This is a genomic window from Mesorhizobium sp. 8 (genome assembly GCF_006351905.1).
Lineage (GTDB): Bacteria > Pseudomonadota > Alphaproteobacteria > Rhizobiales > Rhizobiaceae > Mesorhizobium > Mesorhizobium composti.
Genome location: NZ_CP040914.1, coordinates 2,418,506 through 2,430,769, shown reverse-complemented (window position 1 = coordinate 2,430,769; position 12,264 = coordinate 2,418,506). Strand labels below are relative to the sequence as shown.

Below are 12,264 nucleotides of genomic sequence, written 5' to 3'. Positions count from 1 at the left end.
GGCGGCCGGCTCAACGATTTGCCGAGAGAGGCGCTGCCTCAGGCGAAGGCGCCGTGGCAGTGCTTGTATTTCTTGCCCGAACCGCAGGGGCAGGGCTCGTTGCGGCCGACCTTGCCCCAGGTGGCGGGGTTGGCCGGGTCGCGTTCCTCCGCCGGCACGGTGCGGGTGTTCTCCAGCACGGCGAGCAGGGCGCCGCCCTCGTTGAAGTCGTCCTCGCCGGTGACGGGGTCGATGTGCTGGCCGATCGCCTGCGGCGCTTCCGGCGGCGGCGCCTCGGCAGCCTGGCGCACCAGTTCGACGCGCATCAGCTGCGCCGTCACCGCCTGGCGCATGTTGCCGAGCATCGCCTGGAACAGCTCGAAGGCTTCCTGCTTGTATTCCTGCAGCGGGTCGCGCTGGGCATAGCCGCGGAAACCGACCACCGAGCGCAGGTGATCGAGATTGACGATGTGCTCGCGCCACAGGGCGTCGAGCGTCTGCAGCACGATGGAGCGCTCGACATAGGCCGTCACGTCGGGGCCGAAACGGCCGGCGCGGTCGGCGGCGGCGGCATCGGCGGCGGCGGTGATGCGCTCGAGGATGTTGTCCTCGGCGATGCCCTCCTCCTTCACCCACTCCTCGATCGGCAGGTCGAGGTTGAGGTACTGCTGCACCTCCGCCTTCAGGCCGGCGGCGTCCCATTGCTCGGCATAGGCGTTTTCCGGGATCGCCTTGGCGACCATCTCGTCGATGACGTCGTTGCGCATGCCGGCGACCGTCTCCGACAGGCTTTCGCCGTCCATCAGTTCGATGCGCTGCTCGAACACCACCTTGCGCTGGTCGTTGGAGACATCGTCGTATTTCAACAGGTTCTTGCGGATGTCGAAGTTGCGCGCCTCGACCTTGGTCTGGGCCTTCTCCAGCGCCTTGTTGATCCAGGGGTGGATGATGGCCTCGTTCTCCTTCAGGCCGAGCTTGGTCAGCATGCCGTCCATGCGCTCGGAGCCGAAGATGCGCATCAGGTCGTCCTGAAGCGACAGGTAGAACTTGGAGCGGCCGGGATCGCCCTGGCGGCCGGAGCGACCGCGCAGCTGGTTGTCGATGCGGCGGCTTTCGTGACGCTCGGTGGCCAGCACGTAAAGGCCGCCGGCGGCCAGCGCCTTTTCCTTCAGCTTCGCCACGTCCTCGCGGATGGCCTTCTCGCGCGCCTCGCGCTCGGGGCCGGCCGGCATGTCGGCCAGCTCCTGCTCGATGCGCATGTCGGCATTGCCGCCGAGCTGGATGTCGGTGCCGCGGCCGGCCATGTTGGTGGCGATGGTGATGGCGCCCGGCACGCCGGCCTGGGCGACGATGGAGGCTTCCTGCTCGTGATGGCGGGCGTTGAGCACCTGGAAGCCCTTGATGCCTTCCTTCTTGAGCAGTTCGGCCAGCAACTCGGACTTCTCGATCGAGGTGGTGCCGACCAGCACCGGTTGGCCCTTGGCATGGGTGTCGCGGATTTCCTGGATGATGGCGCGGTACTTTTCCTCGACCGTGCGGTAGACCTCGTCGTCCTCGTCGATGCGCTGGACCGGCAGGTTGGTCGGGATATCGGTGACTTCCAGGCCGTAGATGTTGCCGAATTCCTCCGCCTCGGTCAGCGCCGTGCCGGTCATGCCGGCCAGCTTCTTGTACATGCGGAAGTAGTTCTGGAAGGTGACGGAGGCGAGCGTCTGGTTTTCCGGCTGGATCGCCACGTGCTCCTTCGCCTCCAGCGCCTGGTGCAGGCCTTCCGAATAGCGGCGGCCGGGCATCATGCGGCCGGTGAATTCGTCGATGATGACGATCTCGCCGTTGCGGACGATATAGTCCTTGTCCTTCTGGAACAGGCGATGCGCCTTGAGCGCATTGTTGACGTGGTGGACCATGGCGACGTTCTCGACGTCGTAGAGCGACTCGCCCTTGAGCAGGCCGGCGCCGCGCAGCATGTTTTCCACCTTCTCGGTACCGTCCTCGGTGAAGATCGCCGTCTTCTGCTTCTCGTCGACCTCGTAGTCTTCCGGCAGCAGCTGGACGATGAAGGCGTCGACGGTGTTGTACATCTCCGAACGGTCCTCCAGCGGACCGGAGATGATGAGCGGCGTGCGCGCCTCGTCGATCAGGATGGAGTCGACCTCGTCGACGATGGCGTAGTTGTGGCCGCGCTGCACCATCTGCGCGCGCTCGTACTTCATGTTGTCGCGCAGATAGTCGAAGCCGAGCTCGTTGTTGGTGGCGTAGGTGATGTCGCAGGCATAGGCGGCGCGCCGCTCCTCGTCGTCGAGGCCGTGGACGATGATGCCGACGGTCATGCCGAGGAACTTGTAGATGCGGCCCATCCATTCGGCGTCGCGGCTGGCGAGGTAGTCGTTGACGGTGACGACGTGGACGCCCTTGCCGGCCAGCGCGTTGAGATAGACGGGCGCGGTGGCGACCAGCGTCTTGCCCTCGCCGGTGCGCATCTCGGCGATGCCGCCGCCGTGCAGCACCATGCCACCGACCAGCTGCACGTCGAAGGGACGCATGCCGAGCACGCGACGCGCCGCTTCGCGCACGGTGGCGAAGGCGGGAACCAGAAGATCGTCGAGCGAGGCGCCGTTGGCGAGGTCGTCGCGGAATTTTTGCGTGCGGGCGACGAGATCGGCGTCGGACAGCGCCCGCATCTCGTTTTCCATCGCATTGATCGCCTCCACTCGCGGGCGCGTCGACTTGACGCGACGGTCGTTTGCCGATCCGAAGACCTTGCGGGCGAGAGAGCCGAGACTGACCATAAATGGTCCTTTCGCTTGTATTCCTGATCGTGGCGGCGGGCTCGATCGAGGCCCGTCAAGCCGATCCTGAACGGATAAAACACCGAAAAGCGCCCGGAACTTGTTCTGGACGCAAAGTCGCTGGACAGATAAGAGGGGCCACAAACGATGTCAACGTTGCGTGCGCCGGCTTGAGCGCGCCCAATTCCGCCACATTTCGGTTGATCTCAACAGCCGGACAGTTCCCCCACCGGAGTGACCTTCATGCAATTTCCGTTCAGCCGTCCGTCGTTTGCCGGCCTTGGCCTGGCGCTCGGCCTGTCGGCCCTTGTCCTGTCGCCGCTGGCGGCGCAGGAAACCGCCCCCGCCGCGCCGGATGCAGCGGCGGCCGCCAAGCCCGCCGATCCGGATGCCGTGGTCGCCACCATCGGCGGCAAGCCGATCACCGAGGCGGACCTTGCCATGGCCGAGGGCGAGCTTTCCCAGCAATTCGCGCAGCTGCCGGCCGAGCAGCGCCGCGCCGCGGCCCTTTCGGCCGCCATCGAGATCAAGGTGATGGCCGCCAAGGCGGTGGCCGACGGCCTCGACAAGGACGCCGATTTCCAGCGCCGCGCCGCCTTCCTGCAGGAACGCGCGCTGCATGGCGAGATCGTCGAGAAGGAGGTGGTCGACAAGATCACCGACGACGAGGTGCGCGCCCGCTACGACAAGGAAATCGCCGCACAGCCGGCCGTCAATGAGGTGCATGCCCGTCACATTCTCGTGAAGACGAAGGAAGAGGCAGACGCCATCATCAAGGAGCTGGACGGCGGCGCCAAGTTCGAGGACCTCGCCAACAAGCACACCACCGATCCGAGCGGTAAGACGAGCGGCGGCGATCTCGGCTGGTTCGGCCCCGGCCAGATGGTGCCGGAGTTCGAGAAGGCGGCGATGGCGCTGGAGCCCGGCTCCTACACCAAGGAGCCGGTGCAGACGCAGTTCGGCTGGCATGTCATCAAGGTCGAGGACAAGCGCCCGAAGCAGCCGCCGGCTTTCGAGCAGGTGAAGGACCAGATCCGCTCGGCGGTGCTGCGCGACAAGTATTTCGCGCTGGTCAAGGAACTGCGCGCCGCCGCCAAGGTCGAGATTCCCGACGCGGCGCTGAAGAAGGCCGTCGATGCTGCCGAGGGCGGCAAGTAGGCGAGACGGCGAGACTGGACAGGGCGGCACCGCGAGGCGCCGCCCTTTTTCTATCCGCAGGTCTGTCTTGCCGGTCTTCGAAGCCCTTGCGCGCGGCCGCGCTATCGGGCAAACCGGCCTCCTTCCACGCTTTTGCAGCCGAGGCTCTTCATGTCCGCAACCGTTTCCCCGCTGGCGCCGAAGAAATATCCGAAGATGCCGGGGATAGAGGGTGTGCGCATCGCCACCGCCGAGGCCGGCATCAAGTACAAGGGCCGTACCGACCTGCTGGCCATGGTCTTCGAGCCGGGCACGACGGTTGCCGGCGTCTTCACCCGCTCCAAATGTCCGTCGGCGCCCGTCGATTTCTGCCGCCAGAACCTGCCGGGCGGCAAGGCGCGCGTGCTGGTGGTCAATTCCGGCAACGCCAACGCATTCACCGGCAAGAAGGGCCGCGAGACGACGGCGATGACCGGCGATGCGGTGGCTAAGGCGGCCGGCTGCTCGGCCGGCGAGATCTTCCTCGCCTCGACGGGCGTGATCGGCGAGCCGCTCGACGCAAAGAAGTTCAGCCATCTGCTCGGCGATCTGGTGAAGGCGGCGAAGCCGGAGTTGTGGACCGAGGCGGCGAGGGCGATCATGACCACCGACACCTATCCCAAGGTGGCGACCGCGACGGTGAAGTTCGGCGACGCCGAGGTGACGCTCAACGGCATCGCCAAGGGCGCCGGCATGATCGCGCCGGACATGGCCACCATGCTCTCCTTCGTCGCCACCGACGCGCCGATCGCCGCACCCGTCCTGCAGGACCTGTTGTCGCGCGGCGTGGGAAAAACCTTCAACGCGGTGACGGTGGACAGCGATACCTCGACCTCCGACACGCTTCTCCTGTTCGCCACGGGTGCGGCCGCCAAGCGCGGCGCGCCGGCGATCACCGACGCCAAGGACGCGCGGCTCGGGCCGTTCCGCCGCGCGCTCGGCAAGATGCTGAAGCAACTCGCCCGCCAGGTGGTGCGCGACGGCGAGGGCGCGCGCAAGGAAATCGAGGTCACCGTCACCGGCGCCAAGTCGGCGCGCTCGGCCAAGAAGGTGGCGCTGGCGATCGCCAACTCGCCGCTGGTCAAGACGGCGGTGGCCGGCGAGGACGCCAACTGGGGCCGCGTCGTCATGGCCGTCGGCAAGGCGGGCGAGCCCGCCGACCGCGACCGCCTGTCGATCTGGTTCGGCGACAATCGCCTCGCCTTCGAGGGCGAGCGCGACCCGGCCTATTCGGAGGAGAAAACCTCCGCCTACATGAAGCGCGATTCGGTTGTCATCCGCGCCGACCTCGGCATCGGCCGCGGCAAGGCGACGGTGTGGACCTGCGACCTGACCAAGGAATACGTCGCCATCAACGGAGACTACCGCAGCTGATGGCCGCTCCATCGCCGAGCGTGCTCGCCACCGTGCGCCGTTTCGAGGCGGCGGGGTTCCGCGCATGGCCGGCCGCGACGGTGCACTATGACGGCACCTGGGCGATCCGGCTCACCGCCGGCCTGCCGGCCAAGCGGCTGAACTCGGTCAACCCGCTCGATCCCAGCGACGTGCACGACCTTCCAGAGCGCATCGCGCGCGCCGCCCGGCGCTTCGACGCCTACGGCCGGCCGCTGACCTTCCGCATTTCGCCGCTCTCGGGCGAGGCGCTGTCGGCGCATCTCGATGCCGAAGGCTGGGCGCGCTTCGACGACTCGCTGGTCATGCGCATGGCGCTGACCGATGCGGCGGTGGAGGGCGCGCAGGACCAGATCCCGCTCAAGGACATCGGCCGCTTCATCGGCGCGTCCCTCAAGGTGCATGGCTCGGATGCTTCGCTCCGGCCCGGCCTGTCGGAGATCATCGGCGCCATCCAGCCGGAAACCGGGCTGTTCGAGCTGGAACACGGCGCCGAGCCGCTGGCGACGCTGATCTGCGTCCACGACGCCGATCTTGCCGGCCTGTTCGAGATCGCCACCGCGGCGGCCGTGCGCGGGCAGGGGCATGGCCGCAGTCTCGTCCTGTCGGCGCTCAAATGGGCGCGGCTGCGCGGCGCGCGCCAGGCCTGGCTGCAGGTCGAGGCCGCCAACCAGCCGGCGCTGGCGCTCTACCGGTCGCTCGGTTTCGAGGAAGTCTACCCCTACCATTACCGCCGCCCGCCGGGAGCAGCCATCGATGGCTAGGCGCCTGCTTCTGGTGGCGGCTTGCGCGCTGGTCGACGCGGACGGGCGCGTGCTGATCGCGCAACGTCCCGAAGGTAAGCAGCTTGCCGGGCTGTGGGAATTTCCCGGCGGCAAGGTCGAGACCGGCGAGACGCCGGAGGAATGCCTGATCCGCGAGCTTCGCGAGGAGATCGGCGTCGAGACTCAGGCTGCCTGTCTGGCGCCGCTGACCTTCGCCAGCCACTCTTACGACGATTTTCACCTTCTGATGCCGCTCTATGTCTGCCGCCGTTTCACCGGCATCGCCGCGCCGCGCGAGGGGCAGGCGTTGAAATGGGTGAAGCCTGTCCGGTTGCGCGACTACCCGATGCCGCCGGCCGACTCGCCGCTGATCCCGTTCCTGATCGATCTTCTGTAATCGCCGCTCTTTTGTGATCGCGCGGCCGCGCGCGAAAGGCGGCCTGCGTTAAGAAAAGATTTATCCGGACATGAAAAATTGACGAAACGCCGCTTTCCGGCCGTGCAATGCTGTGGGGACGCAAGCCGATGAGCCTCGAAAAGGAGTGGGATGCGATCCGGCCCGACCGGTCGCAGCGCGCCTCGCAAGCCGGCATGGGCGTGCTCAGGCTCGCTTTGCTGTTCGGCTCGGCGGCCATTGCGCTGGCGCTGATCGCCACGCCGCTGCTCGATCGCGAAAGCCGGCAGATCTATGCGCGCGACAACGGCGTTTTCGGGCTCGACATGACCAGCACCGGCTCCGTCAGCCGTTCCAGCAGCTACACGGTGCGCCGTTCGGTGCTGCAACCGTCGCCCGATTCGGTCTGCATCATTCGCGCCGACGGAAGTCGCAGCGGCGACTGCTGAGCGCTGGGACTCTTTCACCGCCCGTTAAGCGTGCCGTCTTAACCTTTCTTAATGGTTCGAGGGCAGGATGAACGTCATGACCATGCTGCGGCGGTTCCTGACGGACGAACGGGGTGCGACGGCCATCGAATACGGCCTGGTCGCCAGCCTCATCGCGCTGGCCATCGTCGGCGGCGTCACCGTCTTCGCCGCATCGCTCCAGACGTTGTGGAGCGATGTCGCCGATCGGATCAGCGAGGTCCTCGCCGGCTCCTGAAGCATCGGCGTCGAGTCCAGGACCAGCCGGCGAAGGCCGGCACCGTCCTATTGCGTCTTGCCTTCTTCCAGCCGGTCGAGCACCGCCGCCAGCGATGCCTTGGCGGAGCCCGGCTTCAGCGGCTGCTGCTGCGAGGCGTGCGGCGCCCAGCCGGACATCCATACGAGCGAGAACGTCGCCCTGATCCGGCCGTCCGGATCGGCGAAGCGCTCGGCGTAGAGTTCGGCGGCGCGGGCGAACAGCCGCTGGCTGGCGGGGCGGCGCGAACGGTCGGCGAGCGCGCTCGTCTCGCCCATGGCGCGCAGGTCCGCCGCCAGGTCGAACAGCGTGTCGTAGCGCACGGTCGTATCCTCGACATCGGCGACGGGCAGGGCGAGACCGGCTCTCTGTAGCAGCGCGCCGGCATCGCGCACGTCGGCGAACGGCAGTACGCGCGGGCTTACGCCGCCGGCAAGCTCGGTTTCGGCGGCAAGCAGGCTCTCGCGCAGTTCGGCGAGCGTGCTGGCGCCGGCGAGTGCTGCGAGGAACAGGCCGTCCGGCTTCAGCGCGCGGCGTACCTGCGCCAGAAACCCCGGAATGTCGTTCATCGCCTGCATCGACAGCAACGAGACGGCGAGGTCGAGGCTTTCCGGCTCGAACGGCAGCGTCTCGAAGGGTGCGATGCGGCCGGCGCCATCCGACAGGAAGGCGGGATCGGCCTCGATGCGCTCGATTTCATCCACCTTGCCGCTGGCTGCCAGCGCTTCGGCGGCAGCGCCCGTCTGGCAAAACAGCGCGGCGGCTCGGCTGAAGCGCTTTCCGACCGTGGAAAGCCGCAGCTCAAGGTCCTCGGCAGCGCGCTGCATGAGGAAATCGGCGCCGGGCACCGGGCGCGCCAGCGCGCGGCGCTTGCGCGCCAGCCACAGCGATGTGTCTATGATCGGCTGCACTTTTACGGTCCTGTCTGTCGTGCGTCCTTCGAGGTCCGCCGCGCTCGCACCTCAGGATGAGGGCTGGCAGTGCGACTTCGCCCGTAGAAGGCGACAGCGCCGACTTTCCTCATCCTGAGGTGCGAGCGCAGCGAGTCTCGAAGGACGCACCGAACAACTCGGTTTGCTGACCGTAGATATGCTATCATACATGCGGGGACCAGCCTTGCGGGCAATCGGCATGGGGGAGATCAGGACGTTTGCCAGGACTGCGCTGGCGTGGCCGGGACAGTTTCTGTTTCCGCCCGTCTGCGCCGGTTGCCGCCGCCGCGTCTCGCAGCCCGGTGCGCTGTGCGGCCAATGCTGGCCGCAGATCAGGTTGCTGGAGAGGCCGTGGTGCCCGGTAATGGGCACACCCTTCGCGCACGATATGGGCGAGGGCTTCCTGTCGGCCGAGGCGATCGCCGACCCGCCGCCGTTCGAGCGCGCGCGGGCGGCCGTCGCCTATTCGGGCGTCGCCCGCCAGATGGTTCGGGGGCTGAAATACCAGGACCGCACCGATCTGGCGCCATGGATGGCGCGCTGGATGCTGAGGGCAGGCGCCGAATTGGTAGCAGAGGCCGAGGTTATCGTGCCGGTGCCGCTGCACTGGCGCCGCTTCTTCCGGCGCCAGTTCAACCAGTCGGCCGAACTCGGCCGGGCATTGGCGCATCTCACCGGCCTGCCGTTCGCGCCGGAAGCGGTCAGGCGCATCAAGCTGACGCGCCAGCAGGTCGGGCTGGAGCGCGCCCAGCGCGAGGAGAACGTGCGCGCCGCCTTCCGCGTGCCGGCCGAGGCCGAGATCACCATCGCCGGCCGCCGCGTGCTGCTGGTCGACGATGTCTACACCACCGGCGCGACCGTCCGCGCCGTGACCAAGGCGCTGAAAAGGGGCGGCGCCGGCGCAGTGGAGGTGCTGACCTTCGCCCGCGTGCTGCCGGGGGACCTCCGGCAAGGGGAGACCGGACGGGGGGACTTCCGGGCGGACGAGTCCGCGACTATATAGCCTTGAAACAGGATGGCTGGCTGATGGCCGACGTGACGATCTATACGCGCATGATGTGCGGCTACTGCGCCGCCGCAAAAAGGCTGCTGGAGCGCAAGGGCGTCGCCTATACCGAGCACGACGCGTCGTTTTCGCCCGAACTGCGCCAGGAGATGATCAGCCGCGCCCATGGCCGCTCGACCTTCCCGCAGATATTCATCGGCGACGTGCATGTCGGCGGCTGCGACGACCTGCACGACCTCGAGCGCGAAGGCCGGCTCGACGCTCTGCTTGCCGGCCAGCCGGCCAACTGAGATCGGAGACTGTCATGGCCGCATTCAAGGTTGCCGCAATCCAGATGCGTTCGGGCACCGATCCCGAACGCAATGTCGCCGACATGGAGCGCATGGTGCGCGAGGCGGCGGGACAGGGCGCCCGCTACATCCAGACGCCGGAGATGACCGGCGCCATGGTGCGTGACGCCGAGGCGCGCAAGGCTGCCTTTACCACGCAGGACAAGGACGGCGTCGCTGCCGTGGCCGGCCGGCTGGCGGCCGAACTCGGCGTCTTCCTGCATGTCGGCTCGACCGCCATCCGCCGCGCCGACGGCAAGCTCGCCAATCGGGCGCTGCTTTACGCGCCTGACGGCTCGCTGCGCGCTTCTTACGACAAGATCCACATGTTCGACGTCGATCTCGACAAGGGCGAAAGCTGGCGCGAATCCTCGGCCTACGAGCCGGGCACGGAGGCTGTCGTCACCGATATCGGCGAGGCCCGGCTGGGCTTCGCCATCTGCTACGACCTGCGCTTCCCGCAGCTTTTCCGCACCGAGGCGCTGGCGGGTGCCGATCTGCTGTCGGTGCCGGCCGCCTTCACGCGCCAGACCGGCGAGGCGCATTGGCATGTGCTGCTCAGGGCGCGGGCCATCGAGAACGGCGCCTTCGTCGTCGCCGCCGCACAGGGCGGCGTGCACGAGGACGGCCGCGAGACCTACGGCCATTCGCTGATCGTCGATCCGTGGGGCCGCGTGCTGGCCGAAGCCGACCATGCCGATCCCGGCGTGGTCGTGGCGGAGATCGACGCCGCCCAGTCGGCCGCCGCGCGCGCCAAGATCCCCAACCTGAAGAACGCGCGCGAATTCACGCTGGAGACCGTCACCGGTCCCGCACCGGCCCTGAGAGGGGCGGCGTCGTGATCCGGTTTTCCCTGATCTGCGAGCACGACCACGAATTCGAAGCCTGGTTCCGCTCCAACGACGATTTCGATACCCAGAACAAGCGCGGCTTCGTCGAATGCCCTTCCTGCGGCTCCAAGAAGGTCGGCAAGGCGCTGATGGCGCCGGCCGTCTCGACCGGCCGCAATCGCGAGAAAATGGCGCTGGCTATGGGCCAGGCGCAGAAGGAAGCGATGGCGCAGCTCAAGGCGCTGTCGGAAAAGATGCGAGAGAATGCCGACTATGTCGGCGACAAGTTCGCCGAGGAAGCGCGCAAGATCCATTTCGGCGAAACCGATCCGCGCGGCATCTATGGCGAAGCGACCGCCGAGGAGGCCCGTTCGCTTGCCGAGGACGGCGTCGACTTCATGCCGATCCCGGTGTTTCCCGACGACCGCAACTAATTGCTGCCCGCGGCCGTTCAGTCGGCCAAGCCGGCGATCAACTTCTCCAGCAGGGCGGCGAGCCTTTCGCGTTCTTCCGTATCCAGGCTGGACAGGATCCGGTGCTCGTTCTCGATATGCGCTTCGACGGCACGGTCGATCAGCTCGCGGCCCTCTTCGGTGAGCTGAACCATGAGGCCGCGCCGGTCGCTCGGATGCGGCACGCGGCGGATCAGCCCGGCCTTTTCCAGCCGGTCGAGGCGGTTGGTCATGGCGCCAGAGGTCACCATCGTCGTCTCGTAGAGCGCCGTCGGCGTCAGCGAGAACGGTGCACCCGAACGGCGCAACGTCGCCAGAACGTCGAATTCGCCGTGCTGCAAGCCGTAGCGGGCGAAAAGCGGCGCCAGCCGGTCGCGCGCGACGAGCGTTGCCGCCTCGCCCAGCCTGCCCAGCACCGCCATCGGCGATACGTCGAGGTCGGGCCGCTCCTTGCGCCATTGAGCGATCGCTTTGCCTGCGCGGTCCATGTCTTTCCGAAAGTATCTTGACGTTAAGAATCTTTACGCTAATTATAATCCGAATTCTGATGCGGGCAAGCCCGCTCTCTCACGGAACGGCACCATGGCGTCACTCTGGAATTCGGCCTTCGCGCTGCTCGTCGTCACCGGCGCCCTGCTCGGGCTGACGCTGCCGTTCGGCAAGATCGGCACGGATGCCGGCGCACCGGGCATGGTGTGGGCCTTCGTCGTCTCGCTGGGCGCCGGCGGCCTTCTGCTGGCGGCGTTGCTCGCCAGCGGCCGCGGAATGCGGCTGACGGTGCGGCGGCTGCGCTATTTCCTCGTCACGGCGGCGGTGTCCTACGCCTTCCCCAATTTCCTGATGTTTTCGGCCATTCCGCATCTCGGCGCCGGCTACACGGGCATCATGTTCACGCTGTCGCCGATCATCACGCTGGTCTTTTCGATCCTGCTCGGCGTCAGGCGGCCGAACCTTCTCGGCATGGCCGGCATCCTCGTCGGCTTTGTCGGCGCGGCCATGGTGGCGCTGACACGCGGCGAAGCGGGGCAGCCCGCCGACATCTTCTGGGTCCTTGTGGCGCTGCTGATCCCGGCCAGCCTCGCCGTCGGCAACATCTACCGCACGGTTGCCTGGCCCGACGGCGCCGGGCCGATCGAACTCGCCATCGGCAGCCATCTGGCCGCGGCGGCGATGCTTTTGGTCGCCATCCTGGCGACGCAGGGCGCCGGTGCCTTCGCGCCGCTTGCGCAGGTGCCCTGGGTGGTCGCCGCGCAGATGCTGTCGGCCTCGACCATGTTCGCCTTCTTCTTCCGCCTGCAGGCGGTGGGCGGCCCCGTCTATCTCAGCCAGATCGGCTATGTCGCGGCGGCGATCGGGTTGTTTTCGGGAACGCTGTTCCTCGGCGAACACTACCGGCTGCTGACCTGGGCAGGCGCCGCCATCATCGTCGCCGGCGTCTTCATCACCACCAAGGCGCAGGAGCGGGGCGAGATTGGTGAGCGCGAGCCTGCCTGAAGCG

The 12,264-nt window shown here is 67.3% G+C and carries 14 protein-coding genes; 11 read left to right on the top strand and 3 right to left on the bottom strand.

Annotation, left to right across the window (positions count from 1 at the left end):
- Window positions 1–38: 38 nt before the first annotated feature.
- On the bottom strand, window positions 39–2,768 hold the full coding sequence (secA, locus tag FGU64_RS11735; protein WP_139953441.1) for a preprotein translocase subunit SecA: 2,730 nt from the start codon (window positions 2,766–2,768) through the stop codon (window positions 39–41).
- A gap of 243 nt (window positions 2,769–3,011) precedes the next feature.
- Between secA and FGU64_RS11730 the strand changes: the two genes are divergently transcribed.
- The 6 genes from FGU64_RS11730 (at window position 3,012) to FGU64_RS11705 (ending at window position 7,199) form a co-directional block, all read left to right on the top strand.
- Window positions 3,012–3,926, top strand: a complete 915-nt coding sequence (locus tag FGU64_RS11730; protein WP_139953440.1) for a peptidylprolyl isomerase — start codon at window positions 3,012–3,014, stop codon at window positions 3,924–3,926.
- Window positions 3,927–4,076: 150 nt separating this feature from the next.
- The gene (gene argJ, locus FGU64_RS11725) at window positions 4,077–5,318 is read left to right on the top strand and encodes a bifunctional glutamate N-acetyltransferase/amino-acid acetyltransferase ArgJ (protein WP_139953439.1); all 1,242 of its coding nucleotides are present in this window, start codon (window positions 4,077–4,079) and stop codon (window positions 5,316–5,318) included.
- A complete protein-coding gene (locus tag FGU64_RS11720) occupies window positions 5,318–6,100 on the top strand; it encodes a GNAT family N-acetyltransferase (RefSeq protein WP_180375516.1) in 783 nt (260 codons plus the stop codon). The genes argJ and FGU64_RS11720 overlap by 1 nt, the downstream gene beginning before the upstream one ends.
- Complete coding sequence (mutT, locus tag FGU64_RS11715) at window positions 6,093–6,497, top strand: 8-oxo-dGTP diphosphatase MutT (RefSeq protein WP_139953438.1); 405 nt, start codon at window positions 6,093–6,095, stop codon at window positions 6,495–6,497. The genes FGU64_RS11720 and mutT overlap by 8 nt, the downstream gene beginning before the upstream one ends.
- A gap of 128 nt (window positions 6,498–6,625) precedes the next feature.
- Window positions 6,626–6,943 carry a hypothetical protein gene (locus FGU64_RS11710; protein WP_136359831.1) on the top strand — a complete coding sequence of 106 codons (318 nt, stop codon included), beginning with the start codon at window positions 6,626–6,628 and terminating at the stop codon, window positions 6,941–6,943.
- A gap of 76 nt (window positions 6,944–7,019) precedes the next feature.
- On the top strand, window positions 7,020–7,199 hold the full coding sequence (locus FGU64_RS11705; protein WP_330998643.1) for a Flp family type IVb pilin: 180 nt from the start codon (window positions 7,020–7,022) through the stop codon (window positions 7,197–7,199).
- Window positions 7,200–7,246: 47 nt separating this feature from the next.
- On the opposite strand, the gene FGU64_RS11700 is transcribed toward FGU64_RS11705, so the two are convergent.
- Window positions 7,247–8,128: a methyltransferase domain-containing protein gene (locus FGU64_RS11700; RefSeq protein WP_139953437.1), complete on the bottom strand. Its 882-nt coding sequence runs from the start codon at window positions 8,126–8,128 to the stop codon at window positions 7,247–7,249.
- A 220-nt stretch (window positions 8,129–8,348) separates the two neighbouring features.
- Here FGU64_RS11700 and FGU64_RS11695 point away from each other — a divergent pair, with 220 nt between their 5' ends.
- The 4 genes from FGU64_RS11695 to FGU64_RS11680 are packed head-to-tail and all read left to right on the top strand — an operon-like array spanning window position 8,349 to window position 10,748.
- A complete protein-coding gene (locus FGU64_RS11695) occupies window positions 8,349–9,152 on the top strand; it encodes a ComF family protein (RefSeq protein WP_246671106.1) in 804 nt (267 codons plus the stop codon).
- A 23-nt stretch (window positions 9,153–9,175) separates the two neighbouring features.
- Complete coding sequence (gene grxC / locus FGU64_RS11690) at window positions 9,176–9,445, top strand: glutaredoxin 3 (protein WP_139953435.1); 270 nt, start codon at window positions 9,176–9,178, stop codon at window positions 9,443–9,445.
- A 14-nt stretch (window positions 9,446–9,459) separates the two neighbouring features.
- Window positions 9,460–10,326 carry a carbon-nitrogen hydrolase family protein gene (locus FGU64_RS11685; protein ID WP_139953434.1) on the top strand — a complete coding sequence of 289 codons (867 nt, stop codon included), beginning with the start codon at window positions 9,460–9,462 and terminating at the stop codon, window positions 10,324–10,326.
- A complete protein-coding gene (locus FGU64_RS11680; RefSeq protein ID WP_139953433.1) occupies window positions 10,323–10,748 on the top strand; it encodes a DUF1178 family protein in 426 nt (141 codons plus the stop codon). Before FGU64_RS11685 ends, FGU64_RS11680 begins: the two co-directional genes overlap by 4 nt.
- 17 nt (window positions 10,749–10,765) lie before the next feature.
- On the opposite strand, the gene FGU64_RS11675 is transcribed toward FGU64_RS11680, so the two are convergent.
- A complete protein-coding gene (locus tag FGU64_RS11675) occupies window positions 10,766–11,254 on the bottom strand; it encodes a MarR family transcriptional regulator (protein WP_139953432.1) in 489 nt (162 codons plus the stop codon).
- A 94-nt stretch (window positions 11,255–11,348) separates the two neighbouring features.
- Here FGU64_RS11675 and FGU64_RS11670 point away from each other — a divergent pair, with 94 nt between their 5' ends.
- The gene (locus FGU64_RS11670; RefSeq protein ID WP_139953431.1) at window positions 11,349–12,260 is read left to right on the top strand and encodes a DMT family transporter; all 912 of its coding nucleotides are present in this window, start codon (window positions 11,349–11,351) and stop codon (window positions 12,258–12,260) included.
- Window positions 12,261–12,264 lie beyond the last annotated feature (4 nt).